The 23,144-nt window shown below is 66.4% G+C and carries 26 protein-coding genes; 11 read left to right on the forward strand and 15 right to left on the reverse strand.

Annotation, left to right across the window (positions count from 1 at the left end; translation table 11 throughout):
• Nucleotides 1–42: 42 nt before the first annotated feature.
• From glyA to PIJ50_RS00590, 5 genes are all read left to right on the forward strand, one after another.
• Nucleotides 43–1,338, forward strand: a complete 1,296-nt coding sequence (gene glyA, locus PIJ50_RS00570; RefSeq protein WP_271971776.1) for a serine hydroxymethyltransferase — start codon at nucleotides 43–45, stop codon at nucleotides 1,336–1,338.
• Between the two features lie 34 nt (nucleotides 1,339–1,372).
• Nucleotides 1,373–2,143, forward strand: coding sequence for an alpha/beta fold hydrolase (locus PIJ50_RS00575; RefSeq protein WP_271971777.1), 771 nt, complete (start codon nucleotides 1,373–1,375; stop codon nucleotides 2,141–2,143).
• A gap of 553 nt (nucleotides 2,144–2,696) precedes the next feature.
• Entirely contained in the window at nucleotides 2,697–3,620 is a 924-nt protein-coding gene (locus PIJ50_RS00580) for a hypothetical protein (RefSeq protein WP_271971779.1), read from the forward strand.
• A gap of 163 nt (nucleotides 3,621–3,783) precedes the next feature.
• Nucleotides 3,784–3,951: a hypothetical protein gene (locus tag PIJ50_RS00585; RefSeq protein ID WP_271971780.1), complete on the forward strand. Its 168-nt coding sequence runs from the start codon at nucleotides 3,784–3,786 to the stop codon at nucleotides 3,949–3,951.
• The gene (locus PIJ50_RS00590; RefSeq protein ID WP_271971781.1) at nucleotides 3,951–4,073 is read left to right on the forward strand and encodes a hypothetical protein; all 123 of its coding nucleotides are present in this window, start codon (nucleotides 3,951–3,953) and stop codon (nucleotides 4,071–4,073) included. Before PIJ50_RS00585 ends, PIJ50_RS00590 begins: the two co-directional genes overlap by 1 nt.
• Here the strand turns inward: PIJ50_RS00590 and PIJ50_RS00595 are convergent, their stop codons facing one another.
• From PIJ50_RS00595 to PIJ50_RS00605, 3 genes are all read right to left on the reverse strand, one after another.
• Nucleotides 4,074–4,361, reverse strand: a complete 288-nt coding sequence (locus PIJ50_RS00595) for a hypothetical protein (RefSeq protein WP_271971782.1) — start codon at nucleotides 4,359–4,361, stop codon at nucleotides 4,074–4,076.
• A gap of 101 nt (nucleotides 4,362–4,462) precedes the next feature.
• Complete coding sequence (gene purS / locus PIJ50_RS00600; RefSeq protein WP_271971783.1) at nucleotides 4,463–4,702, reverse strand: phosphoribosylformylglycinamidine synthase subunit PurS; 240 nt, start codon at nucleotides 4,700–4,702, stop codon at nucleotides 4,463–4,465.
• An 11-nt stretch (nucleotides 4,703–4,713) separates the two neighbouring features.
• Nucleotides 4,714–5,454, reverse strand: a complete 741-nt coding sequence (locus PIJ50_RS00605; RefSeq protein ID WP_271971785.1) for a phosphoribosylaminoimidazolesuccinocarboxamide synthase — start codon at nucleotides 5,452–5,454, stop codon at nucleotides 4,714–4,716.
• Nucleotides 5,455–5,603: 149 nt separating this feature from the next.
• On the opposite strand from PIJ50_RS00605, the gene PIJ50_RS00610 reads away from it, so the two are divergent.
• Nucleotides 5,604–5,927, forward strand: a complete 324-nt coding sequence (locus PIJ50_RS00610; protein WP_271971786.1) for a DUF1476 domain-containing protein — start codon at nucleotides 5,604–5,606, stop codon at nucleotides 5,925–5,927.
• Here PIJ50_RS00610 and PIJ50_RS00615 read toward each other — a convergent pair.
• Nucleotides 5,909–7,015 (reverse strand): PA0069 family radical SAM protein, encoded by a 1,107-nt coding sequence (locus PIJ50_RS00615; protein WP_442900692.1) that lies wholly within the window; start codon nucleotides 7,013–7,015, stop codon nucleotides 5,909–5,911. The genes PIJ50_RS00610 and PIJ50_RS00615 overlap by 19 nt on opposite strands.
• Before the next feature lie 18 nt (nucleotides 7,016–7,033).
• On the opposite strand from PIJ50_RS00615, the gene PIJ50_RS00620 reads away from it, so the two are divergent.
• The gene (locus PIJ50_RS00620) at nucleotides 7,034–7,177 is read left to right on the forward strand and encodes a hypothetical protein (RefSeq protein WP_271971788.1); all 144 of its coding nucleotides are present in this window, start codon (nucleotides 7,034–7,036) and stop codon (nucleotides 7,175–7,177) included.
• On the opposite strand, the gene phaR is transcribed toward PIJ50_RS00620, so the two are convergent.
• Nucleotides 7,174–7,587 carry a polyhydroxyalkanoate synthesis repressor PhaR gene (gene phaR / locus PIJ50_RS00625; RefSeq protein ID WP_271971789.1) on the reverse strand — a complete coding sequence of 138 codons (414 nt, stop codon included), beginning with the start codon at nucleotides 7,585–7,587 and terminating at the stop codon, nucleotides 7,174–7,176. The two genes, PIJ50_RS00620 and phaR, sit on opposite strands and share 4 nt — an antisense overlap.
• Nucleotides 7,588–7,774: 187 nt before the next feature.
• Entirely contained in the window at nucleotides 7,775–8,098 is a 324-nt protein-coding gene (locus PIJ50_RS00630; protein WP_271971792.1) for a 2Fe-2S iron-sulfur cluster-binding protein, read from the reverse strand.
• Between the two features lie 110 nt (nucleotides 8,099–8,208).
• Between PIJ50_RS00630 and PIJ50_RS00635 the strand changes: the two genes are divergently transcribed.
• Nucleotides 8,209–8,586: a peptidoglycan-binding domain-containing protein gene (locus PIJ50_RS00635; RefSeq protein ID WP_271971793.1), complete on the forward strand. Its 378-nt coding sequence runs from the start codon at nucleotides 8,209–8,211 to the stop codon at nucleotides 8,584–8,586.
• Here PIJ50_RS00635 and PIJ50_RS00640 read toward each other — a convergent pair.
• From PIJ50_RS00640 to PIJ50_RS00665, 6 genes are all read right to left on the reverse strand, one after another.
• Complete coding sequence (locus tag PIJ50_RS00640) at nucleotides 8,573–10,042, reverse strand: DegQ family serine endoprotease (protein WP_271972910.1); 1,470 nt, start codon at nucleotides 10,040–10,042, stop codon at nucleotides 8,573–8,575. The two genes, PIJ50_RS00635 and PIJ50_RS00640, sit on opposite strands and share 14 nt — an antisense overlap.
• Nucleotides 10,043–10,228: 186 nt before the next feature.
• Entirely contained in the window at nucleotides 10,229–11,113 is an 885-nt protein-coding gene (gene hflC, locus PIJ50_RS00645; RefSeq protein ID WP_271971794.1) for a protease modulator HflC, read from the reverse strand.
• Nucleotides 11,113–12,267 carry an FtsH protease activity modulator HflK gene (gene hflK, locus PIJ50_RS00650; RefSeq protein WP_271971796.1) on the reverse strand — a complete coding sequence of 385 codons (1,155 nt, stop codon included), beginning with the start codon at nucleotides 12,265–12,267 and terminating at the stop codon, nucleotides 11,113–11,115. The genes hflC and hflK overlap by 1 nt, the downstream gene beginning before the upstream one ends.
• Before the next feature lie 55 nt (nucleotides 12,268–12,322).
• Nucleotides 12,323–13,681, reverse strand: a complete 1,359-nt coding sequence (gene gor, locus PIJ50_RS00655; protein WP_271971797.1) for a glutathione-disulfide reductase — start codon at nucleotides 13,679–13,681, stop codon at nucleotides 12,323–12,325.
• Nucleotides 13,682–13,685: 4 nt separating this feature from the next.
• A complete protein-coding gene (gene rpiA, locus PIJ50_RS00660; RefSeq protein WP_271971799.1) occupies nucleotides 13,686–14,471 on the reverse strand; it encodes a ribose-5-phosphate isomerase RpiA in 786 nt (261 codons plus the stop codon).
• A gap of 57 nt (nucleotides 14,472–14,528) precedes the next feature.
• Nucleotides 14,529–15,866 (reverse strand): MATE family efflux transporter, encoded by a 1,338-nt coding sequence (locus tag PIJ50_RS00665; protein ID WP_271972912.1) that lies wholly within the window; start codon nucleotides 15,864–15,866, stop codon nucleotides 14,529–14,531.
• Nucleotides 15,867–15,987: 121 nt separating this feature from the next.
• Here PIJ50_RS00665 and PIJ50_RS00670 point away from each other — a divergent pair, with 121 nt between their 5' ends.
• From PIJ50_RS00670 to PIJ50_RS00680, 3 genes are read left to right on the forward strand one after another with little or no spacing between them, the layout of a single operon-like run.
• Nucleotides 15,988–16,641 (forward strand): glutathione S-transferase family protein, encoded by a 654-nt coding sequence (locus tag PIJ50_RS00670; RefSeq protein ID WP_271971800.1) that lies wholly within the window; start codon nucleotides 15,988–15,990, stop codon nucleotides 16,639–16,641.
• Nucleotides 16,642–16,701: 60 nt separating this feature from the next.
• A complete protein-coding gene (gene parE, locus PIJ50_RS00675) occupies nucleotides 16,702–18,651 on the forward strand; it encodes a DNA topoisomerase IV subunit B (protein WP_271971801.1) in 1,950 nt (649 codons plus the stop codon).
• Nucleotides 18,652–18,688: 37 nt separating this feature from the next.
• Entirely contained in the window at nucleotides 18,689–19,408 is a 720-nt protein-coding gene (locus tag PIJ50_RS00680) for a gamma-glutamylcyclotransferase (RefSeq protein WP_271971803.1), read from the forward strand.
• A gap of 359 nt (nucleotides 19,409–19,767) precedes the next feature.
• Here PIJ50_RS00680 and PIJ50_RS00685 read toward each other — a convergent pair whose 3' ends face one another.
• The 3 genes from PIJ50_RS00685 to proS are packed head-to-tail and all read right to left on the reverse strand — an operon-like array spanning nucleotide 19,768 to nucleotide 23,067.
• Nucleotides 19,768–20,448 (reverse strand): ABC transporter ATP-binding protein, encoded by a 681-nt coding sequence (locus PIJ50_RS00685; protein ID WP_271971805.1) that lies wholly within the window; start codon nucleotides 20,446–20,448, stop codon nucleotides 19,768–19,770.
• On the reverse strand, nucleotides 20,441–21,715 hold the full coding sequence (locus PIJ50_RS00690; protein WP_271971807.1) for a lipoprotein-releasing ABC transporter permease subunit: 1,275 nt from the start codon (nucleotides 21,713–21,715) through the stop codon (nucleotides 20,441–20,443). Before PIJ50_RS00690 ends, PIJ50_RS00685 begins: the two co-directional genes overlap by 8 nt.
• 14 nt (nucleotides 21,716–21,729) lie before the next feature.
• Nucleotides 21,730–23,067 (reverse strand): proline--tRNA ligase, encoded by a 1,338-nt coding sequence (proS, locus tag PIJ50_RS00695; RefSeq protein WP_271971808.1) that lies wholly within the window; start codon nucleotides 23,065–23,067, stop codon nucleotides 21,730–21,732.
• Nucleotides 23,068–23,144: the final 77 nt, after the last annotated feature.

Raw genomic sequence — 23,144 nt, forward strand, 5'->3', positions numbered from 1 at the left:
GCCTGCGGTAAACAGCGCCAACGGAAAGCGCAGGAGAGCCCCATGACCGCCCCGCACATCGACGCCGGTTACTTCACCAAATCGCTGGCCGACAGCGATCCCGACCTGTTCGCCACCATCACGAACGAACTGGGCCGCCAGCGCGACGAGATCGAGCTGATCGCGTCCGAGAACATCGTGTCGCTGGCCGTTCTGCAGGCGCAGGGCTCGGTCCTGACGAACAAATACGCCGAAGGCTATCCGGGCAAGCGCTATTACGGCGGCTGCCAGCATGTCGACGTGACCGAGACGCTGGCGATCGAGCGCGCGAAGGAGCTGTTTGGCGCGGGCTTCGTCAACGTGCAGCCGAACTCGGGCTCGCAGATGAACCAGGCCGTGTTCCTGGCGCTCTTGCAGCCGGGCGACACGTTCATGGGCCTTGACCTGAACTCGGGCGGGCACCTGACGCATGGTTCGCCCGTGAACATGTCCGGCAAGTGGTTCAACGTGGTCAGCTATGGCGTGCGCCAGCAGGATCAGCTTCTGGACATGGACGACATCCGCGCCAAGGCGCGCGAGCACAAGCCGAAGCTGATCGTGGCCGGCGGCACCGCTTACAGCCGCGTCTGGGACTGGGCTGAGTTCCGCAAGATCGCGGACGAGGTGGGCGCCTATCTGATGGTGGACATGGCGCACATCGCGGGTCTGGTCGCGGGTGGCGTGCACCCCTCGCCCATCCCGCACGCGCATGTGGTCACGACGACGACGCACAAATCGCTGCGCGGTCCGCGGGGCGGCATGATCCTGACCAATGACGAGGCGCTGGCGAAGAAGCTGAACTCCGCCGTGTTCCCGGGGCTTCAGGGCGGTCCGCTGATGCACGTGATCGCGGCCAAGGCCGTGGCCTTCGGCGAGGCGCTGCGCCCCGAGTTCAAGGAGTACGCGGCCCAGGTGAAGGCCAACGCCGCCGCCATGGCCGACCAGTTGATGAAGGGCGGGATCGACATCGTGTCAGGCGGCACCGACAACCACCTGTGCTTGGCCGACCTGCGCCCCAAGAAGGTGACCGGCAAGGCCGCCGAGGAGGCGCTGGGCCGCGCCCACATCACCTGCAACAAGAACGGCGTGCCGTTCGACCCGGAAAAGCCGTTCGTGACGTCCGGGATTCGTCTGGGGGCGCCGGCGGGCACCACCCGCGGCTTTGGTGAGGTGGAGTTCCGCCAGATCGCTGACTGGATCGTGGAGGTCGTGGACGGCCTTGCCGCCAACGGCAGCGAAGGCAATGCCGAGGTCGAGGCGAAGGTCGCGGCCGAGGTGCAGGCGCTTTGCGCGCGCTTCCCGCTTTATCCGAACCTCTAAGGGATAGGGGGCCTCGCGGCCCCCTTTTTTCACGATGCTGAACACCCTTGTCCATCCGGCGCGCGCGCCGTCCGAGGCGGTGCCGCTGGTCATCGTGCACGGCCTGTTCGGGCTGGGGCGCAACTTCAACTCGGTCGCGCGCAACCTGGCGGACCGTAGCGACGTGATCGTGGTGGACCAGCGCAACCACGGCGACAGCTTTCGCGCGAACAGCCACACCTATTCCGACATGGCGGACGACATCGCCGAGGTGATCGGTTCGCTGGGCGGCAGGGTCGATCTGCTGGGGCATTCCATGGGCGGCAAGGCCGTGATGCATCTGGCGCTGACGCAGCCGGACCTGATCCGGCGGCTGGTGGTGGCCGACATCGCGCCCGTGGCCTATGGCCATGACCAGAGCCAGCACATCCGCACCATGCGCGCGCTGGACCTGTCCGACCTGAAGACCCGCGGCGAGGCCGACCGCCGTCTGGCCGCGTTCGAGGACGACCCCGGCCTGCGCGCCTTCTTCCTGCAATCGCTGGACCTGAAGGCCGATTCCCCGCGCTGGAAGATCAACCTCGACGTGCTGGAGCGGGAGATGCCCAACGTGCTGGGCTGGACGGGGGCGAAAGGCCCCTTCGAAGGGTCGACCCTGTTCGTGGCCGGAGGGAAGTCCGACTACATCCAGCCCGAACACCGGCCGGTCATTCGCGCCCTCTTCCCCCGCGCCCGCATCGTGAAGCTGCCCGGCGCCGGCCATTGGCTGCACGCCGACCAGCCGCGCGAGTTCGAGGCGACGGTGCGCATCTTCCTCGACAGCTGATGTTCATCGGCACCTGCCGTCTGCCCATCGTTCAGAGGCGATGAGCTTACACCTGCATTCCGAGGTAAGCCGTAACCTGCCTTTTTGATCGCTGCCGCAGAAGTTACGGGTGTCCTTGAGGTGCTCATGTAATGCCCCATTCATGCTTCCACGCATCTCGCGTGCGTCGATTATTCAAGCCAAAGAACGATACGACAATTTCTTGACCCCTTGACTGACGATTCGACATCCGGTGTCCCAAAACCCCGGGAGCGGATTGGCCAAGGCGACTCAAGATGTTCCGTTGTTCTTGCTGTTCATATATCTCGTCTTGGCGGCTTTGATCTACCGACTGGCAGTGCTTGAAACGTTCTCAAGAAGAACGATCCGATCGAAATAATGCACCTGTTTCTCACCTAAATATATGTGGGACCGGAATAGATCCGAGGATACTGTGAAAACTCAGTGATTGAGTTCAAAACTTCATCCTTGGCCATCAACATCCGAAATCTTCACAACAGATGGCCTAGCCCCTCGGCTGCTGGCGCTGTAAAGGGTGCCGCGAACAGAAGGAATGCTGGTGATGGATAGTGCGCTCGTAAAGAACGTCGGAGGGTCAAGTTCGGAAACCAGTGTGCGCGTCCTCATATGTCATCGCGATATAGATCTGGGCCTTCACTGTCTATCGTCCCTTCTTCATTTCTGCGCAGATCCGATCAAGATCGTTCTTCATGATGACGGTTCATTGACAAAGGACGACGCGAAACGTCTTGAGGACGGTTTGCCGAACACCGTTATCGTGAGCAAAGAAGAGGCGGACGATGTTGTTCGTCCGCAACTTGCGCGTTATCCAAGATGCTTGGCCTTCCGGGAACGATCGCCGACGGGGCAGAAGATGCTCGACATTCCCCTCATGACCACGGGGGATATCGCGTTGTGCGACACGGACATCCTCTTCCTTCGTCCTTTTCACGGTGTCTTCGCCTGGCCGGATGAATCCGCGGACATGCTGTTCCTGCAAGACACGACGGACAGCTATTCCCTGCGCCCATGGCAAACGAGGCCCCATCTTCTCCGCCATCGTTACAATGCCGGACTGCTGATGATGCGGAAACGCCATTATGATCTCGCGCAGGTCGAGACGCTGATCGGCTTCATCGAAGACAGTGAGGGCTACAAGACGAACGAACCTTACCAGTGGTTTCTGGAGCAGACCTGCTGGTCTGCCTTGGCCGGGCAGCTTGATGCACGCATCTGGAACGGCAAGCAGATGCGCGTCATCGATAAGAACGACCGTTACGATCATGACCTCGTCGCCGGGCATTTCGTGGGGAGCGTCCGCCCCCTTCTCAGCCGCTTCGAGGCCAGCGCCAGCAAGACGCCCGTGAAGGACTCACCTGCTGTTCTGGTTCGGTCCAAACCGGCCGCGAACTACACCACGCTGAACTTCCTCCAGCGCCGCGTCAGGAACAAGCTTCAACGTGTGGTGGGCTTCTGATTTTGCGCGTTAGCTGTGGTGCCGCGAGAAAGTATCTTACGCATCACGGGATCCCCCTCATACTCGCATGGGGATATCGGCATAGACGAAGAGGCTTGAGCCTGCTGACCCGCAGTCGAGGCGCAGGTCATAAAGCCGCGGCATGCACCAAGGGACCTGGCTGATGTTCATCGCCCATCTTCCGGCCGGATACCTGCTGACCGACCGGCTGACGCGACAGCGGGGCCTTTACGGGGTCGCGCTCGCCGCGCTGCTGCTGCACATGGCGCTGGACAGCGTCGTGGCCGAGATCGCGTGGCTCGCCCCATTCTCCGACCGCACCTTCGGCTGATGGAGGTTCCCGCCCGCCACGACTGGTGGGTCTGGAACTTCATCCTGCATCCGAGCTTCGGGTTGGAGCTGATCCTCATGGCCCTTGCGGGTTGGACCCTGATCCGGAACGCCTGGCGCTGATCAGGGAATGTCGGGGGCGATGGTCAGAAAGGCCGTGCGCCCCTGATAACGGAAGACGTAGCGGTTGCGCGGCGGCGGGATCATGTGTTCCGACAGGGACACGTTCACCCCCAAGCCGCGGGCCAGAAGATGCGCCTCCACCGCGTCGGAGGCGGAACGGTCGTCGCCCAGCACCCGGATGTGCACGGTGTCGATGGCCTTCAGGTGGCTGTCGATCAGGGTGGCCGTGTCCGGGTCCAGGGGCGTGGGCGGGGACCGGTCCGGAAGGTCGGGCGGGGTCTGCGTCATGGCCATGGTTCCTTCTCAGGACTCGATGCCTAACAGCTTGGGCGGGGCGCCCGAAGGCCGAAATGCGAAGGCGGCGGGATTTCGCCCGTCGCCTTGCCGTTTCAGACGATCTCGACCGTGTATTTCTCGATCACGGTGTTGGCCAGAAGCTTCTCGCACATCTGGCGCACCTCCGTCTCGGCCGCGGCCTTGTCGGTGGCGGCAAGGTCCAGTTCGATCACCTTGCCCTGGCGGACGCCCTCGACGCCGGCAAAGCCCAGCGTGCCAAGCGCATGGCGGACGGCTTCGCCCTGCGGATCCAGAACACCGTCCTTGAGCATGATGTGAACGCGGGCTTTCATCGGAGGCACCTTCAGTTGATGAGAGTCGATTTCGTCAAATGCGTCACGTTGGACGGCAGAACGCCCAGACGGCGCGCCAGTTCGGTCGGCATGTCGGCCAGGGGGCCGGGTTCGCGCAGGTTGCCGTCGGCGTCCTGGCCCCGCGTGTCCCACAGGGTGCAGTTGTCGGGCGTGATCTCGTCCGCGACGATCAGGCGCATGAAGTCGCCTTCCCAGACGCGGCCCACTTCCAGACGGAAGTCCGCCAGACGGACGCCCACGCCCATCATCACGCCCGACAGGAAGTCGTTCACGCGCAGCACCAGCGCCACGATGTCGTCCAGATCCTGCTGGTTGGCCCAGCCGAAGGCGACGATGTGCTCCTCCGCGACCAGCGGGCAGCCCAGATTGTCGTCCTTGAAATAGTATTCCACGATCGGCCGCGGCAGCGCCGTCCCCTCGGGGATGCCCAGACGGTCCGAGATTCCGCTGGCGGCGTGGTTGCGGACCATCACCTCCAGCGGCAGCATCTCGGCCATGCGGACCAGCTGTTCGCGCATGTTCATCCGGCGGATGAAATGCGTCGGAACGCCCACGGTGTTCAGGCCGGTCATGAAGAATTCGGACAAACGGTTGTTCAGCACGCCCCGTCCTTCGGGCCGTTCGTCGCCTTCGGTCGCGTCGTCCTTGAAATACTGGATCAGGGTGCCGGGCTCCGGGCCTTCAAAAAGGATCTTGGCCTTGCCTTCGTAGACCTTCTTGCGCCGTGCCATCATCACCCCGAACCCAAATGCGGACAGGGCAGCGCAAGGCCACCCGGTTCCATCCCCGCGCTATACGGGAAGCGGCGATCCGTCGCAAGGGCGCGCCTTGCGGGGCGGGCCCGCGCGCCCATGTTTCATGGGGCAAGAGGAGGGACATCATGGCCGACATGACCGACCGCGCCCGGGCGCTGGAAACCCAGTTCACGCAAGACACCGAACGCCGCTTCCGGCTGGAAGCGCGCCGCAACCGCCTTCTGGGCCAGTGGGCGGCCGGGACGCTGGGCCGGACGGGCGCCGAGGCCGACGCCTATGTCGCCACCGTCATGCGCGCCGATTTCAACGAGGCCGGGCCCGAAGACGTGGTGCGCCTTCTGGTCGCGGACCTGCAGGGCCACGCCACGGAAACCGAGATCCGCGCCAAGCTGGCCGAGACGGAGGCGCAGGCGGCGGCGGACCTCTCGGCTCAGAACAGCGTCAGTTGATCCCCGGCGCGCGGCGGCGGCCGGAACAGGTCGGTCCGCAAGGGCGGCTGCGGCACCCGCAGCCCCAGCCGTGCGACCGCCTTGTCGAAACGCTGCCCGATCAGCTCCGACCAGATGCCCTGCCCGCGCATCCGGCGGCCCCATTCGGGGTCATAATCCCGCCCGCCATGGGTTTCGCGGATCCGCGCCATCACCTTGGCGGCGCGGTTCGGGACATGCGCCTCCAGCCACTCCTGAAACAGGGGCGCCACTTCCAGCGGCAGGCGCAGCATGATCCAGCTGGCCGCCACCGCACCCGCGTCGCGCGCGGCCTCCAGGATGCTCTCGACCTCGGGATCCGTCAGGCCGGGAATGACGGGCGACACCATGACGCGGACGGGGATGCCCGCGTCGGTCAGCCGGCGGATGGTGGCCAGGCGCCGGGCGGGGGCCGCCGCCCGCGGCTCCAGGCTGCGCGCGAGGGCGCGGTCCAGCGTGGTCACCGACAGGCCGACCCGCGCCAGCCCCTGCGCCGCCATCGGCGCCAGAAGGTCGATGTCCCGCTCCACCATCGCGCCCTTGGTCACGATGCCAAGGGGGTGGCGGAAGGCATGCAGCACCTCCAGCACCTCGCGCATGACGCGATGCTCGGCCTCCACCGGCTGGTAAGGGTCGGTGTTGGTGCCAAGGGCGATGGTGCGCGGAACGTAGGATTTCGCCCGCAGCTCCCGCTCCAGCACGGTGCCGATGCCCGGGCGCGCGATCAGCTTTGTTTCGAAATCAAGGCCGGGCGACAGGTTCAGATAGGCGTGCGTGGGCCGGGCGAAACAGTAGATGCAGCCGTGTTCGCACCCGCGATACGGATTGATCGACCGGTCGAACGGCAGGTCCGGCGACCGGTTGTAGCTGATGGCGGATCGGGGGCGCTCCAGCCGGACCTCGGTCCGGATCAGGCGATCCTCTTCGGGAAGGTCCCAGCCGTCGTCGAAGGCCCAGTGGGTGGACGCCTCGTACCGCCCGGTGGCGTTGCTTGCGGCGCCACGGGCGCGGGCCCTTTGGTGGGGGCGAAGCGTGTCATCCTGCGGTCCCATGGCGGGATCATAGAACATAAAAGGAACATTTACCAGATGCCACTGACCCCCTTCCTGACACTTCTCACCGTGGTGATCGCAGCGGCGGCAGGCACCGTGGCCCTTGCCACGGCCAGCGGCACGCTTGGTGCGGTGGCCGTGATCGCGCTGATCGCGGCGCTGGCGCTGCGCCTGCGTTAAAGGCGCGCCAGCCGGTCCTGAAGATCGGCCAGCTGCTGGCGGATCTCGGCCAGGTCCTTGGTGGGGCGACCCTGCCAGCCCTGGGGGTTGGCCGGTTGCGCTTCGGGCTGGAAGGTCGCGGCGAGGAACTGGGGAATGACCGCTTCCGCCTCGCTCGAATAGCTGCGGATCAGGTCGGTCAGCAAGCCCAGCGGCAGGACGTTCTTTCCCTTGGCCTCATGCTCCGCGATGATCTGCAGAAGGTATTGGCGCGTCACGTCGTCGCCGGTCTTCAGGTCGATCACGGACAGGTCGCGGCCGCTTTGGATCACGCGGGCCAAGTCCTCCAGCGTGACGTAATCACTGGTTTCGGTGTTGTAGAGGCGACGGCTGGCATAGCGCTTGATCAGCAGTGGCTTGTCGTGGTCCATGCGCTCCCCCCTCCCCCGGGATTTCGCCGACCCTAGGGGGACGCGGTCCGAAAAGAAAGCGTCGCCCGTGGTGTGGGAAAGGGCGTCGGGATCGAAGGCTCGGCCCATTGGCGGGCTCCCTGGCTGACCTGCGCGATTTTGTCGCAGGCCAATCCGTATCATCCCGCCGCCCGATGGACAACGCGTTTCAGATCTGGCGTTCGGGCATCCGCACGACCAGCCCGTCCATCGCGTCCGTCACCTTGATCTGGCACGTCAGGCGCGAGGTGGCGGGATCGGGCTGCCAGGCGAAGTCCAGCATGTCCTCCTCCATGTCGTCCTTCGCGGGAATGCGTTCCACCCAAGAGGGATCGACATAGACGTGGCAGGTGGAACAGGCGCAGGCGCCGCCGCAATCGGCCTCGATCCCCGGCACGCCATTGTCGCGGGCGCCTTCCATCACGGTCAGTCCGGGTTTGACGTCCACCACATGCTCGGTGCCGTCATGTTCGATGTAGGTGATCTTTGCCATGGGATCCTCGGGGGTGATTGCCTGCGGGTGACATAGGCGAAACACCGGCGGGATGCCAGCTTCCCCCGCCGCGCCCTTTGCGGCAGAACGGCAGAAAAGAGGAGAACGTGATGATCCGCCTTGCCCTTGTGCTGCTTCTGGCCGGCTGCTCCAGCTATCCGCATGTGCCGGATCCGCAGAACCCGGTCCTGACCGGAAGTGCCCGCACCCCAGAGCCGGAGGGCCAGTGCTTCGACGGCCCGACGGGCGCCCGCATCCGCATCCTGTGCGACGCCGACCTGACGCCCGAACGCGTGACGGAGCTGCAGCGGGCACTGGCCGCGCGGGACCTGTACGCGGGCCCCGTGAATGGAAAGAACGGCCCCGCTACAAGCGAGGCCGTCCGGAAGTATCAGGCCCTGTTCGGGCGGGACGACCCCCGGCTGACCTGGCCTGCGGCCGAGGCCTTGGGGATCGTCGAGATCGCGTCGCCGGTCAGGACGGGTTGATCGGCAGGGCGACGAAGCGCGGCTGCCCTTCGCGGCGGATCAGCAGCAGCACCGACTTGCGGCCGGCATCGGTCGCGGCCTTGATCTGCTGTTCCAGCGCCTGAACCGTGGCCACCGGCTCCTGGTTGGCTTCGGTGATCACGTCCCCGGCCCGCACACCCTTGGTGAAGGCGTCCGACATCTCGTCCACGCCGGTGATGGCAAGGCCTTCCGAGGCGGGCTCCAGCCCCAGCTCCTGCGCGACCTGCGGGTTCAGCGGCGTCACGCTCAGCCCCAGCATCTCGCCGTTGTGCTCCGGCTGGCTTTCGTTCCCTTGGGCGCGTTCCTGTGCGGTCTGCGCCTCCTCGCGGCGGCCCAGCGTCACGTTCAGCGTCTGGGTCTTGCCGTCGCGCAGCACGGTCAGCGGCACCCCTTCCCCGATCGGGGCATCGGCCACGCGGTTCACGAGGTCGCGGGTGTCCTTCACCTCCTGCCCCGCGAACGAGGTCACGACGTCGCCCGACTGGATGCCGGCGTCGCGGGCCGGGCCTTCCGGCACGTCCGTGATGAGGGCGCCCTGCGCGGTGTCGAGGCCGATCGCCTCGGCCACGTCGGGGGTGACGTCCTGGATCTGCACGCCCAGCCAGCCGCGACGGGTTTCCCCGAATTCACGCAGCTGGTCCACGACCTTCTGCACCACGTTCGACGCCATGGAGAAGCCGATCCCGATCGACCCGCCATTGGGCGACAGGATCGCGGTGTTCACGCCGATCACCTGACCGTCCATGTTGAACAGCGGCCCGCCCGAGTTGCCGCGGTTGATGGCGGCGTCGGTCTGGATGAAGTCGTCATAGGTGCCCGACAGGGCCCGGTTGCGCGCCGACACGATCCCGGAGGAGGCCGAGAAGCCCTGCCCCAGCGGGTTGCCCATGGCCAGAACCCAGTCGCCCACGCGCATGTGGTCGCTGTCGCCGAAGGGCACGAAGGGCAGCGGCTCGGGGCTTTCCACCTTCAGAAGCGCGATGTCCGTGCTCTTGTCGGTGCCGATCAGCTTGGCCTTCAGGGTCTTGCCGGTGAACGTCTCGATCTGGATGTCGTCGGCGTTCTCGATGACGTGGTTGTTCGTTACGATATAGCCGTCTTCGGAGATGATGAAGCCCGAGCCCAGCGCTTCGGACCGCTGCGGGCGCTGCGGCTGCGGGCCGCGCGGGTCCATGAAGTCGCGGAACAGATCCTCGAACGGCGATCCGGGCGGGAAGATCGGCTGCTGTTCGTCGGTGTTGGCGGCGATAGTCGTCGTCGTGGTGATGTTCACGACCGACGGGCTGATCTGCTGGGCAAGGTCGGCAAAGCTGGGCGGTGCATCCTGTGCCGCTGCCGGCAGCACAGTCAGCGGGAGGGAGCCGAAGGCGAGGGACCCGGCCACCGACAGGGCCAGCGCCGCGCGAAGGACTTTGCGTTTGGGTTGAATGGACATGACGTTGGACGGCACCCCGTATTCCTTTCGTTGTGTCTGGCAGGAACGGAAGATCCGCTCTGATGCCCATGACATGGCAGTTAGGCGGGGTTTGGCGCAATGCAAACACCCGTCGCGCCGCGTCAACTGGGTGTGAGAGATTGCAACAATCGCAAAGAAAAAGCCGCCCGAAGGCGGCTTTCATGTTCAGGGGGCAGCGGGCGCCGCGGCCTCGGGCGATCCGAGGTATCGGAAGAAGTCCGACTCCGGCGTCAGCACGATCGACTTGCCCTGCTGCGTCAGCGCGGTCCGGTAGGCCTCGAGCGAGCGCGAGAAGGCGAAGAACTCGGCGTCGCGGTTGTAGGCCTCGGCCAGGATGCGGTTGCGCTCGGCGTCGGCCTGGCCGCGGATCACGTCCGCGTCGGCGTTGGCCTTGGACGTGACCTCCACGACCTCACGGTCGGCGGTGGCGCGGATGCGCTGCGCGGCCTCGTTGCCGCGGGCGATCTCGTCCGCCGCTTCGCGCTGCCGTTCGGCGCGCATCCGGGCGTAGGTGGCCGCAAGGTTCTGCTGCGGCAGATCGGTGCGCGTCAGGCGCACGTCGATGATCTCCACCCCTAGGCTTTGCGACTGCTGGCGCGCGATGTCACGGATCTGCACCATCAGCGGGATCCGGTCTTCGGACAGCACGCGGTCGGAATTCACGCCGCCCAGCACCTGACGGATGGCAGCGGTCATGATCCGCTCCAGCCGGGCCTGCGCGACGGGGATGCCGCCGTTGCCGACGCTTTCACGGAATTCGACCAGATCGGTGATGCGCCAGCGGGCGAAGGCGTCGACGATCAGGCGACGGTCGTCCGCCGGGGTGACTTCCAGCGGTTGCGTCTGCAGGGACAGGATGCGGCCGTCATAGCGGACAACCTCCTGCACCAGCGGCAGCTTGAAGCCGAGGCCCGGCTCCTCGCGCACGGCCTTCACCTGACCGAACTGCAGCACCAGCGCCTTTTCCCGTTCGTCCACGATGAAGACCGAGGACAGGGCCGCCACCAGCACCAGGATCAGCGCCGGCAGGACATAAATTGCGCGTCCCATCAGTTCGCTCCTCCCTGTGCGGCCGGCGCCTGTGCCGGGGTTTGGGCCTGCGCCGGGGCGCGTCCGAACTGGTCCAGCGGCAGGTAGGGCACCACCCCGCCCTCTCCGGTCACCCCGTCGAGGATCGTCGTGTTCATGCCGCCCAAGACCTGCTCCATCGTTTCAAGATACATGCGTTCGCGCGTGACCTGCGGCGCCGTCACATACTGGTCGTAGACCGAGTTGAAGCGGCTCGCCTCGCCCTGCGCGGTGTTCACGGCCTGCGCGCGATAGGCTTCCGCCCCTTCGGTCACGCGGGCCGCCTCGCCGCGCGCACCGGCGGTGACGCGGTTGCGGTAGGCCTCGGCCTCGTTTTCAAGACGCACGCGCTCCTGCTGGGCGGCCTGAACCTCGCGGAAGCTGTCGATCACCTCTTCCGGCGGATCGGCGCGGTCGAAGTTGATGCGGATCACGTTGATGCCCGCGTCATAGGTGTCCAGCGTGCCCTGCACCGCGCCCAGAAGCTCGCTCGCGATGGCGCCCCGGTCGCGGTTGAGGATGGGCGACAGGTTCGACCGCGCGATGATGTCGCGCATGGCGCTTTCGGACACGGCGCGGATCGTGTCGGCCGGGTCCTGAAGGTTGAAGAGAAGCGCGGCCGGATCCGACACGTTCCAGACCACCTGGAACCCGATGTCCACGATGTTCTGGTCCTGCGTCAGCATCAGGCCGGTGTCCAGCTCCCCTTGCTGGCCGTTGCCGATGTCCGTGCTGCGTTCGCCGGTCACTTCCACGATCTCATGCGTGACCAGCGGCCAGGGGGCGAAGTTCAGGCCGGGCTGGCCGATCTTCTGGAACTGCCCCAGGAACAGCTGGACCGACCGCTGCTCGGGCCGGACGGTGTAGATGGAGGCGAAGGCCCATGCGACCGCCAGGGCCACCACGACGCCCAGCACGATCAGCTTCGGCGGAATGGCGTTCGCGCCGTTGGGCGGCGTGCCCCCCGTGCGGCCACCGCGCCCGCCCAGGATCACCCGAAGCTGATCCTGGCCCTTCTTCACCAGTTGGTCGATGTCGGAACCGTTGCCCTCCGGCTTGCGGCCACCCCGGTTGTTGTCATCGCGCGGATCCTGTCCGCCCCCTCCGCCGCCGCCCCACGGCCCGCCATTCGACATGAACTCGTCTTCCCTTCTTCAAGCTTCAGCCAAATTGGCCATCCGGCCCCGGAAATCAAGTTTTTCGGGTCGGTTTGCGCAGTGTCACCAGTTCCTCGGACATCGACGGATGCACGGCCACCGTGCGGTCGAAATCCTCTTTCGTAGCGCCCATCTTGACCGCGACGCCCGCCAGCTGAATCATTTCGCCCGCATGGGGTGCGACGATATGACAGCCCAGCACGACCCGCGTCTGCGCCGACACGACCAGCTTCATGAACACGCGGTCCTGCCGTCCGGCGAACAGCGTCTGCATCGGGCGGAAGGCGGTCGTGTAGACCTCGATCGCGCCCTTGGCCGCCGCCTCCTCCTCGGACAGGCCCACGGTGCCGAATTCCGGCTGCGTGAACACGGCCGAGGGGACGAGTTCCCAGTCCGCCGTCCGCTTCTGCCCGCCGAACACCGTATCGGCAAAGGCGTGCCCTTCGCGGATGGCGATGGGGGTCAGCGCGATGCGGTCGGTCACGTCGCCCACGGCGAAGATCGACGGGACGGAGGTCTGGCTGTAATCGTCGACCACCACCTCGCCCTTCAGGCCCATCTTCACGCCCGCGTCGGCCAGACCCAGCCCTTCGGTATTGGGAACGCGGCCCGTGGCGTACATCACGATGTCGAAGCGGTCGGTCGATCCGTCGGTCGCGGTGGCCAGAAGGCCTTCCCCGTCCTTTTCCAAGCGCACGATGTCACGCCCGGTGTGGATGTGGACGCCATGCGCCTGCATGTGCGTGGCGATGTGGTTGCGGCATTCGTCGTCAAAGCCGCGCAGGATCTGGTTGCCGCGGTAATATTGGTGCGTGTCCACCCCCATCCCGTTCAGGATGCAAGCGAATTCCGATGCGATGTAGCCGCCGCCCACGATCAGCGCCTTTTTCGGCAGCGCCTTCATGTGGAAGATCTCGTTGGAGGTGATGACATGCTCCGACCCTTCGAACTCCGGCACGAAGGGACGGCCGCCGACGGCGATCAGGATGTGCTTGGCCGTGATCCGCGTGCCGTCGGCCAGCGCCACCGTGTGCGGGTCCACCACCGTCGCGCGCTGGTCGAACGTCTGCACGCCCGCGTTCCGCAGCGTGTTGCGATAGGCACCTTCCAGACGGTCCAGCTCCTTTTCCAGCCCGGCGTGGAAGCGGGTCCAGTCGAAGCCCTTCACCTCCAAGTCCCAGCCATAGGCCTGCGCGTCCTCGGCCATGCCGCCATATTCGCTGGCGAAGACCATCAGCTTCTTGGGCACGCAGCCGCGGATGACGCAGGTGCCGCCCATGCGGAATTCCTCGGCCAGCCCGACCTTCGCGCCGTGATCGCCCGCCGCCACGCGCGCCGCGCGCACGCCGCCCGAACCGCCGCCGATGACGAACAGATCATAATCAAAGGTCATGGGCTCAGTCTCCGAGGTCAGAAAAGATGTTGGCCGAGGCCGCGATGTCCACGCGCCCTTCGGTCCGGGTGCCGTCATCGGCGATCACCTCCACCCGACCGTCGGGATGACCCAGTACGAGCGTGTCGCAGATGTCGATGAACAGGCCGTTTTCCACGACGCCCGCGATCTGGTTCAGCATCAGCGCCAGCGCGCGCGGGTTGCCGATCCGCTTCAGGTGCAGGTCGAGGATGTAGTTGTTTTCGTCCGTGCGCAGCGGCTGGTCGCCCTTCATGCGCAAGCGCACCTCGTGGCCCAGCACGTCCTGCGCGGCCAGATGCTCCTCGATCAGGCGGGCGGTGGCGGTCCAGCCGAAGGGGATCACCTCCACCGGCAGCGGGAAGGCGCCCAGCGCGTGGACCTGCTTCGCGGCATCCGCGATCACGATCATCCGGTCGGACGCGGTGGCCACGATCTTTTCCTGCAGCAGGGCGGCCCCGCCCCCCTTGATCAGGGACAGCTGGTTGTCCGCCTCGTCCGCGCCGTCGATGGTCAGGTCCAGCCAGCGCGCCTCCTCCAGCGAAACGACGGTCAGGCCCAGGCTGCGCGCCAGATCTGCCGTGCGGGTGGAGGTGGCGACGCAGGTCAGCGTCAGCTTCTCCTCGCGCACGCGGTCGGCCAGGCAGCGCACCATCCAGGCGGCGGTCGATCCGGTGCCAAGGCCCACCTTCATGCCGTCGGTCACGAAATCGACAGCGCGTTTCGAGGCGGCGAACTTTGCCTTTTCGATCGGGGACAGGTCAGCGGGCATGGCGGTCTTTCTGGAACAGGATGCCCCGCTTATAGGCAAAGCCCCGCCCGCGCACAATCAGCGCGGCGCGAAGCGCCAGAAGCGCGTCATCAGCAGCACCGCCGCCACCGCCAGCCCGATCACCAGCCCCATCCACAGCCCGTGCCCGCCAAGCCCCATCGGGAAGCCTAGCGCATAGCCCGTGGGCAGCCCGATCACCCAGTAGCTGATGACGGCCAGCACCATCGGCAGGCGCGTGTCCTTCAGCCCGCGCAGCAGGCCCAGCGCGATGGCCTGCAGGGCGTCGGCGAACTGGAACAAGGCCGCGATCGCCAGAAGGCCCGTGCCATAGGCGATGATCGTGGCCGTGTTGGGCTTTCCTTCGGACAGGAACAGCCCGATGATCTGCTGCGGCAACAACAGGTAGATGGCGACCACCACGCAGCCCACCGCGACCGAGATGCCGATGGCCACCCGCGCGGCCGTCCGCATGGCCGCATTGTCCCCCTGCCCGTGGAAGCGCGCGACCCGCACCGTGGCGGCGTTGGCCACGCCCAGATGCACCATGAAGGACAGGGCCGCGACTTCCAGCGCGATGCCGTGGGCGGCAAGTTCCACCGTGCCGATCCAGCCCATCATGATGGCGGTGGCCTGGAACAGCCCAGCCTCGGCCAGCCCCGTCAGGCCGATGGGCGCGCCCAGGCGGGCCACCTGCCCCAGTGCCTGCCAGTCGGGCCGCCAGAAGCGCGAGAACAGCTCGAACCGGCGCAGGGCGGGCAGAAAGGCCGCGTAGCCCCCCAGCACGACGATGTTCAGCGTCTGCACGAACAGGCTGGCGATGGCCGCCCCGCGCACGCCCAGTTCCGGCAGGCCCCAATGGCCGAAGATCAGCGGCCAGCCCACGGCGATGTTCAGCGCGACGGCGGCCAGCGTGGACCACAGCACCACCCGCGTCCGTTCCAGCGCGGCCAGATAGCTTTTCAGCACCATCACCAGCAGCGCGGGGATCATCCCCGCCCCCGCGATGCGCAGGAAGTCCTGCGCCAGCTTTGCCACGTCAGGATTCTGGCCCAGCGCCCCCAGAAGCGCGCCCGAATTCCAGAACAGCGGATAGGTCAGCGCGCCATAGGCGATGGACAGCCACAGCCCCATGCGCGCGTCCCGGCGCACCTGCGCCTCGTCCCCTCGGCCCAGGGCAGAGGCGACCATGGGCATCACCGCCTGTCCGAAGCCGGAACCGAGGATGAAGGTCACGAAGAACAGCGACGTGCCCAGCACCACTGCCGCCAGTTCGTTCACCCCGTAGCGGCCCAGCATGACCGAGTCGCTGACATGCAGGGACATCTGCGCGATGTTGCTGCCGATCAGCGGAAGACCCAGCACCAGCGTGGCGCGGACATGGGCGGCTTTGGTCATGGACATGGGAACGCTCCTTCCCCTGCCTTATGCCCAAGGGATGGGCGGATTGTGAACAGCGAAAAACGCTTTTCGCGCCCCTGTCTTCGTGCTTGGGTGCCGGAACACGATGGAGGTTCGCATGCTGACAATCTATGGCGTCCACCGCTCGCGCGCGACGCGGCCCCTGTGGCTTCTGAACGAGATCGGGGTGCCGTTCCACCACGTCCCGGTGATCCAGGCCTACCGGCTGGCCGACGCGCAGGCCGCCGACGCGCCCCTGAACACCCGGTCCGAGGAGTTCCTGACCGTCAACCCTTTGGGCCAGATCCCGGTGATGGAGGAAGACGGCCTGATCCTGACCGAGTCGCTGGCCATCACCCAATACCTTGCCAAGGTGCATGGCGGATCGCTGGGCCCGCAAAGCCCGGCCGAGGATGCGCTGATCGACCAGTGGACGCTGATGGCCGCCACCAGCGTGGAAGGCCCCGCGCTGGAGATCCAGCAGACCCGCGCGCAGGGCGACAGCCCCGAGGCGCAGGCCCACATCTTCATCTGCGCCGAAAAGCTGCGCCGCCCCTTCGCCGTGCTGGAACGCCATCTGGCCCGGCACGACTACCTTGTGGGGGACCGCTTCACGGTGGCGGACCTGAACATGGCCGAATGCGTGCGCTATGCGCAGGGCCACTCCGCCCTGATCGCGGAATTCCCCCGGCTGGGCGCGTGGCTGGGCCGGTGCCAGGAGCGTCCGGCTTTCAAGGCCATGATGGCCGCGCGCGAGGCGGAGCCCGCGTAAGGGCCGCTTGCCCACCCCTTTCTCCGGTGGTCTAATGGCGGGCCACCGGAAGGAATGACGATGCCCGACGATCTGCTGTCCCAGAACCACGAAACCTACGACGCCTCCTCGATCGAGGTGCTGGAGGGGCTGGAGCCTGTGCGCAAGCGGCCCGGCATGTACATCGGCGGCACGGACGAACGCGCCCTGCACCATCTGGTGGCCGAAGTGCTCGACAACTCCATGGACGAGGCGGTGGCGGGCCATGCCAACCGCATCGAGGTGGAGCTGCACGCCGACCATTCCGTGACCGTGCGCGACAACGGCCGCGGGATCCCCGTCGATCCCCACCCGAAGTTCCCCGGCAAGTCCGCGCTGGAGGTGATCCTGTGCACCCTGCACGCGGGGGGCAAGTTTTCGAACAAGGCCTATTCCACCTCGGGCGGGTTGAACGGCGTGGGGTCGTCGGTCGTGAACGCCCTGTCCGACCGGATGCGAGTGGAGGTGGCGCGCAACCGCGAACTTTACGTGCAGGAATTCTCGCGCGGGGTGCCGCAGGGGCCGGTGGCCAAGGTCGGCCCCGCACCCAACCGCCGCGGCACGACCGTGACCTTCCACCCCGATGCCGAGATCTTCGGACACCTGCTGCTGAAGCCCGCCCGCCTTTACAAGATGGTGCGGTCGAAGGCCTACCTCTTCTCGGGGGTGGAGATCCGCTGGAAGACCGCCATCGACGATGGCGAGACGCCGGCTGAGGCCACGTTCCAGTATCCCAACGGCCTTGCCGACTTCCTGAACGAAACGCTGGGCGCGACCACCACATATTCAGAGCGTCCCTTTGCCGGGAAGGTGATCTTCGAGGAGAAGTTCGGCGTTCCGGGCCGCATCGAATGGGCGATCAACTGGACGCCCGCGCGGGACGGCTTCATCCATTCCTATTGCAACACGGTTCCGACGCCCGAAGGCGGCACACATGAGGCAGGCTTCTGGGCCGCGATCCTGAAAGGCATCAAGGCCTACGGCGAGCTGGTGCGGAACCGCAAGGCCGCCGACATCACGCGCGAGGATCTGCTGGCGGGGGGCTGCGCCCTCATCTCCATCTTCATTCGCGAGCCGTCCTTCGTGGGCCAGACCAAGGACCGCCTGTCGACGGAGGAGGCGGTGAAATACGTCGAGGCCTCGGTGCGCGACCACTTCGACAACTGGCTCGCCTCTGACAACAAGTCGGCGGGGGCGATCCTCGATTTCCTGGTGCTGCGGGCGGAAGAACGGATGCGCCGCCGCGCGGAAAAGGAAACGCAGCGCAAGTCGGCCACGAAGAAGCTGCGCCTTCCGGGCAAGCTGACCGACTGCACGGCCAAGAACCGCGCCGGCACGGAACTGTTCATCGTCGAAGGCGACAGCGCCGGCGGGTCGGCCAAGGGCGCGCGGTCGCGCGAAACGCAGGCCCTGCTGCCGCTGAAAGGCAAGATCCTGAACGTCCTCGGCGCGGCCTCGGGCAAGCTGAACGACAACACCGAGATCCGCGACATCTGCGAGGCGCTGGGCGTCAGCATGGGCACGCGGTTCAACGTAGATGACCTGCGCTATGAAAAGATCATCATCATGACGGACGCCGACGTGGACGGCGCGCACATCGCGTCGCTGCTGATGACGTTCTTCTTCACCCAGATGCGCCCGCTGATCGACCGCGGGCACCTGTATCTGGCCTGCCCGCCGCTCTACCGCCTGACGCAGGGGGCGCGGCGAATGTACGTGGCCGATGACGCCGAAAAGGAAAAGTGGCTGAAGAAGGGTCTGGGCGGCAAGGGCAAGATCGACGTCCAGCGCTTCAAGGGTCTGGGCGAGATGGACGCCAAGGACCTGAAGGACACCACGATGAACCCGGAAACGCGCAAGCTGATCCGCGTGTCCATTGACGAGGACAGCGAGGCCGGCGATCTGGTCGAACGCCTGATGGGCAAGAAGCCGGAACTGCGTTTCCAGTACATCCAGGAAAACGCGAAATTCGTGGAAGAACTGGACGTCTGATCTGGCAATCCGGGCGGGGCGGTGCCATCTGGGAACCATGTCCCGCCTGACACCTCCCCGCTTGACCCTGACGGACGCCGCCGTGCAGCGCACGCTGCGTCACGTTCCCGATCCCGGCACGCCCCCCGGCTGGACCCCCCTGACCGACGAGGATTACGACCATCTGGCCGCCGACCTGACGCGCGGCCACGTGGGTCCGATCCCGATCTTCGCCTATGGCAGCCTGATCTGGAACCCCGGCTTTGCGGTGGGGCCGGTCCGCAAGGCGGTGGCCCATGGCTGGCACCGGTCCTTCTGCCTTGAGATCCTGCAATGGCGCGGCAGCCCCGACTGTCCGGGCCTGATGATGGCGCTGGAACGCGGCGGCTCCGCCACCGGCCTGATCATGGAGATCGCGGAAGGCCACGAAGCCGAGGCCCTGCGCGCCCTTCTGAAGCGTGAACTGGTCGCCAAGGAGCTGGTGGACAACGTCCGCTGGGTGCGCGTGAAGACCGAGCGGGGCGTGGAACGCGCCCTGACCTTCTGGGCCGGGCCCAAGGGGCCCATGGTCGTCTCCCTCCCGCCCGAGGTGCAGGCCTGGCGTCTGGCGCATGCCTGCGGCCATGGGGGGTCGGGGGCGCAATACCTGCACAACACCGTTCGCAAGCTGGAAGAATACGGGCTGCGCGACCGAAACCTGTCCCATCTGGAGCACCTGACCGCGACCGAGATCGCGCGCTGGCCGACCGGTCAGGGCACGATCGTGCCGGATACCTGACCGGGATCACCCGGATATGGGGGTGTCAACGCGCCCGGCGCGGGCGCGACATCGGCCTGTCCGCGGATGGCCCCGTTCTAACATCCGGCGTGCAGATCAGGCCTCAGCGGACCCATCCCCGGCTGTGCAAGCCGTTCAGGCGTGTGATCGTCCCCTCCACTGGGTGCGCGCGCAGGTCAGGCCCCGCCGCCGGTACCCGCGCCATCGTGGAGCTGAAGGAGGATCTGGGCGTGCAGCTGTTCGTGCGCACCACGCGGCAGGTGTCGCTGACGGCGGAGTCTATGCCGTCCAGATCAAGCCCTCGTGGTCGTCCCCGACACCACGTTCGCGCACAGGCTGGCACGATCCGGCCCCGACCGTCAAAGGGCGGTCAGGCGGCCCGCGTCCATCCGCACCATGCGGTCCATCCGTGCGGCCAGTTCCAGGTTGTGCGTGGCGATCAGCGCCGACAGGCCTGTTTCCCGCACCAACGACATAAGCGCCGCGAACACCTTGTCCGAGGTTCCGGGGTCGAGGTTGCCGGTCGGTTCGTCCGCCAGCAGAAGGCGGGGGCGGTTGGCCAGCGCCCGGCAGAACGCCACGCGCTGCTGTTCGCCCCCCGACATGGCCGCCGGACGGTGACCGGCGCGGTGGCCGATGCCGACGTGGCCCAGAAGTTCGGCCGCGCGGGCCTCGGCATCGCGCCGGGCGATGCCGTTCGCCAGCTGGGGCAGGACGATGTTCTCGGCCGCGGTGAATTCGGGCAGCAGGTGGTGGAACTGATAGATGAAGCCCACCTCGCGACGACGCGCCTCGGTCCGGGCGCGATCGCTCTTGCCCGCGTAATCCGTGCCGCCGATCACGACGCGCCCCTGGTCGGGCGCGTCCAGCAGGCCCGCGATGTGCAGAAGCGTGGACTTGCCCGCGCCCGACGGCGCCACCAGCGCCACAACCTCGCCCGGTGCGACGGTCAGATCGGCCCCGTCCAGCACGGTGATCGCGTTCGGCTTGCCCGGGTTGTAGCCCTTCCGCAACCCGTCCAGAACCAGCATGTCATTCATAGCGCAGGGCCTCCACCGGGTTCATACGGGCCGCACGGCGCGCCGGGAAGATGGTGATGATGAAGGACAGGCCCAGCGACAGCGACACGGCCGACAGCACGTCGGACAGCTGAAGCTTGGCCGGCAGGTGGTAGATGCCCCGGATCTCCGGATCCCAGACACCGCCGCCCGAGACGTAGTTCACGAGGCCGAAGATCGGGTCGATGTAGATCGCGAACAGGCAGCCGAGGATCACGCCCATCAGCGTGCCCACGATCCCCGTCCCCGCCCCGCAGATGAAGAACACCCGCAGGATCGACCCCTCGGTCAGCCCCATGGTGCGGAGGATGCCGATGTCGCGGCCCTTGTTCTTCACCAGCATGATCAGGCCCGACACGATGTTCATCGTCGCGATCAGCACGAGGACGGAGAGGATGACGAACATCACGTTGTCTTCCACGTCCAGCGCGCGCAGGAAGCTGCCGGAACTGTCGCGCCACGTCCAGAGCAACCCTTCCGGCCCGATGGCGTCGGACAGCGCGGGAAGGTAGCGGTCCACCTGTTCGGGATCCTGCACCATCACCTCGATCTCGTCGGCCAGGCCCTCGCGGTTGAAGAAGCTCTGCGCCTCGGCGAAGGGCATGTAGACGCGGGTCTTGTCGATGTCGTAGCGGCCGGCGCTGAAGATGTAGACGACCTCATACGCGTTCACGCGGGGGCTGGTGCCGAAGGCCGTGCGCACGCCGTTGGCGCTGGTCAGGCGGACGCGGTCGCCCACGGAGATGCCCATGTCCCGCGCCATCTGGGCACCGATGGCGATGCCCCGGTCCAGATCGTCCACGTTGCCCTCACCCCCCGACCCGACACGGGGGATCGCCTTCAGATCCTCCAGCCGGATGCCGTAGACGTCGCCCAAGCCCGACACGTCGTTGGCCGAGGCCATGACCTGCCCCTTCACCAGGGGCGCCGCCCGCGTCACGCCGTCCACCTGCGCGATGCGTTGCGACAGCGCGTCGTAGTCGGAAAAGCCGCGGATCACGCCGCCCTGTTCCGTCACCTGCCCCGCGGAATAGACGTTCACATGGGCGTTCGCGCCCAGGATCGTGTCGACGAATTCGGCGCGGAAGCCCGCCCGGACCGACAGCGTCGCGATCAGCGCGAAGACCGCCAGCGTGATCCCGATCAGGCTGATCCACGTCATGACGGACACGCCGCCCTCGGCCCGCTTGGCGCGCAGGTAGCGCCAAGCGATCATCCATTCGAAGCCCACGAAGGGTCTGGTCGCCATGGCGGTCTTCCTTGTCAGATGGACGCGTAGATCTGGGTCAGGCGATCCACGGCCGCTTCCATCGACAGCTCCTCGCTTTCGCCGCTGCGCCGCGAGGTCAGTTCCACCTTGCCGTTCGCCAGCCCGCGCGGGCCGACGGTGATGCGCCACGGCAGGCCGATCAGGTCCATGGTCGCGAACTTCGCCCCCGCCCGTTCGTCGCGGTCGTCATACAGCGGCTCCAGCCCTTGGGCGACCAGCGCGGAATACAGCGCGTTGCAGGCGCTGTCGGTGGAGGCGTCGCCCTGCTTCAGGTTCACAAGGCCGACATGGAACGGCGTCACGCCTTCGGGCCAGATGATGCCCTTGTCGTCGTGGTTCGCCTCGATGATGGCGCCCAGCAGGCGGCTGACGCCGATGCCGTGGCTGCCCATTTCCACCGGGACGCGGCTGCCGTCGGCGGTGACGACGGTGGCGCCCATCGCCTCGGAATACTTGGTGCCGAAGTAGAAGATCTGCCCCACCTCGATCCCGCGGGCCACGCGGCGGCGGTCCTCGACCACCTCGGCGAACAGCGCCTCGTCATGGGTTTCGTCCGTGCGGGCGTAAAGGGTCGTGAACTCCTCGCACACGGCGGCGACGGCAGCGCGGTCGTCCATGTCCACATCGCGCGCGCCCAGCTTCAGGTCCGTGACGGCGCTGTCATAGAAGACCTCGCTTTCGCCGGTTTCGGCCAGCACCAGGAACTCATGCGTGTTGTCGCCGCCGATGGGGCCCGAGGCGGCGCGCATCGGGATCGCGGTCAGCCCCATCCGTTCATAGGTGCGCAGATAGGCGACCATGTGGCGGTTGTAGGCGTGCAGCGCCGCGTCGCGGTCGATGTCAAAGCTGTAGCCGTCCTTCATCAGGAACTCCCGCCCGCGCATCACGCCGAAGCGGGGACGCATCTCGTCGCGGAACTTCCACTGGATCTGATAGAGCGTCAGCGGCAGGTCCTTGTAGCTGTTCACATGGCTGCGGAAGATGTCGGTGATCATCTCCTCGTTCGTGGGACCGTACAGCATCTCGCGGCCCTGACGGTCCTTGATGCGCAGCATTTCCTGCCCGTAATCGTCGTAGCGGCCGCTTTCGCGCCACAGGTCGGCCGTTTGCAGTGTGGGCATCAGCAGCGGGATGTGGCCGGCGCGGATCTGCTCCTCATGGACGATCTGCTCGATCCGCTTCAGGATCTTGAAGCCCAGCGGCAGCCAGGAATAGATGCCGGCCGACTGCTGCTTGATCATCCCCGCCCGCAGCATGTAGCGGTGCGAGACGATCTGTGCCTCGGAGGGGTTTTCCTTCAGGACGGGCAGGAAATAGCGGCTCAGGCGCATGAATGCCTCATAAGACTACGGTTGCATGGGGTTTAGGGCCTTGGCCCTGCGGGGGCAAGCGCCCCGCGCTTGCCCTT

Origin of the sequence: Falsirhodobacter sp. 20TX0035, assembly GCF_028307215.1 — a bacterium.
In the GTDB taxonomy this organism is placed as follows: domain Bacteria; phylum Pseudomonadota; class Alphaproteobacteria; order Rhodobacterales; family Rhodobacteraceae; genus Falsirhodobacter.

What these genes read in the sequence shown, in the direction of transcription:
- glyA (WP_271971776.1), top strand. Translation starts at nt 43, where the DNA reads ATGACCGCCCCGCACATCGACGCCGGTTACTTCACCAAATCGCTGGCC.
- PIJ50_RS00575 (WP_271971777.1), top strand. Translation starts at nt 1,373, where the DNA reads ATGCTGAACACCCTTGTCCATCCGGCGCGCGCGCCGTCCGAGGCGGTG.
- PIJ50_RS00580 (WP_271971779.1), top strand. Translation starts at nt 2,697, where the DNA reads ATGCTGGTGATGGATAGTGCGCTCGTAAAGAACGTCGGAGGGTCAAGT.
- PIJ50_RS00585 (WP_271971780.1), top strand. Translation starts at nt 3,784, where the DNA reads ATGTTCATCGCCCATCTTCCGGCCGGATACCTGCTGACCGACCGGCTG.
- PIJ50_RS00590 (WP_271971781.1), top strand. Translation starts at nt 3,951, where the DNA reads ATGGAGGTTCCCGCCCGCCACGACTGGTGGGTCTGGAACTTCATCCTG.
- PIJ50_RS00595 (WP_271971782.1), bottom strand. Translation starts at nt 4,361, where the DNA reads ATGACGCAGACCCCGCCCGACCTTCCGGACCGGTCCCCGCCCACGCCC.
- purS (WP_271971783.1), bottom strand. Translation starts at nt 4,702, where the DNA reads ATGAAAGCCCGCGTTCACATCATGCTCAAGGACGGTGTTCTGGATCCG.
- PIJ50_RS00605 (WP_271971785.1), bottom strand. Translation starts at nt 5,454, where the DNA reads ATGGCACGGCGCAAGAAGGTCTACGAAGGCAAGGCCAAGATCCTTTTT.
- PIJ50_RS00610 (WP_271971786.1), top strand. Translation starts at nt 5,604, where the DNA reads ATGGCCGACATGACCGACCGCGCCCGGGCGCTGGAAACCCAGTTCACG.
- PIJ50_RS00615 (WP_442900692.1), bottom strand. Translation starts at nt 7,015, where the DNA reads ATGTTCTATGATCCCGCCATGGGACCGCAGGATGACACGCTTCGCCCC.
- PIJ50_RS00620 (WP_271971788.1), top strand. Translation starts at nt 7,034, where the DNA reads ATGCCACTGACCCCCTTCCTGACACTTCTCACCGTGGTGATCGCAGCG.
- phaR (WP_271971789.1), bottom strand. Translation starts at nt 7,587, where the DNA reads ATGGACCACGACAAGCCACTGCTGATCAAGCGCTATGCCAGCCGTCGC.
- PIJ50_RS00630 (WP_271971792.1), bottom strand. Translation starts at nt 8,098, where the DNA reads ATGGCAAAGATCACCTACATCGAACATGACGGCACCGAGCATGTGGTG.
- PIJ50_RS00635 (WP_271971793.1), top strand. Translation starts at nt 8,209, where the DNA reads ATGATCCGCCTTGCCCTTGTGCTGCTTCTGGCCGGCTGCTCCAGCTAT.
- PIJ50_RS00640 (WP_271972910.1), bottom strand. Translation starts at nt 10,042, where the DNA reads ATGTCCATTCAACCCAAACGCAAAGTCCTTCGCGCGGCGCTGGCCCTG.
- hflC (WP_271971794.1), bottom strand. Translation starts at nt 11,113, where the DNA reads ATGGGACGCGCAATTTATGTCCTGCCGGCGCTGATCCTGGTGCTGGTG.
- hflK (WP_271971796.1), bottom strand. Translation starts at nt 12,267, where the DNA reads ATGTCGAATGGCGGGCCGTGGGGCGGCGGCGGAGGGGGCGGACAGGAT.
- gor (WP_271971797.1), bottom strand. Translation starts at nt 13,681, where the DNA reads ATGACCTTTGATTATGATCTGTTCGTCATCGGCGGCGGTTCGGGCGGC.
- rpiA (WP_271971799.1), bottom strand. Translation starts at nt 14,471, where the DNA reads ATGCCCGCTGACCTGTCCCCGATCGAAAAGGCAAAGTTCGCCGCCTCG.
- PIJ50_RS00665 (WP_271972912.1), bottom strand. Translation starts at nt 15,866, where the DNA reads ATGACCAAAGCCGCCCATGTCCGCGCCACGCTGGTGCTGGGTCTTCCG.
- PIJ50_RS00670 (WP_271971800.1), top strand. Translation starts at nt 15,988, where the DNA reads ATGCTGACAATCTATGGCGTCCACCGCTCGCGCGCGACGCGGCCCCTG.
- parE (WP_271971801.1), top strand. Translation starts at nt 16,702, where the DNA reads ATGCCCGACGATCTGCTGTCCCAGAACCACGAAACCTACGACGCCTCC.
- PIJ50_RS00680 (WP_271971803.1), top strand. Translation starts at nt 18,689, where the DNA reads ATGTCCCGCCTGACACCTCCCCGCTTGACCCTGACGGACGCCGCCGTG.
- PIJ50_RS00685 (WP_271971805.1), bottom strand. Translation starts at nt 20,448, where the DNA reads ATGAATGACATGCTGGTTCTGGACGGGTTGCGGAAGGGCTACAACCCG.
- PIJ50_RS00690 (WP_271971807.1), bottom strand. Translation starts at nt 21,715, where the DNA reads ATGGCGACCAGACCCTTCGTGGGCTTCGAATGGATGATCGCTTGGCGC.
- proS (WP_271971808.1), bottom strand. Translation starts at nt 23,067, where the DNA reads ATGCGCCTGAGCCGCTATTTCCTGCCCGTCCTGAAGGAAAACCCCTCC.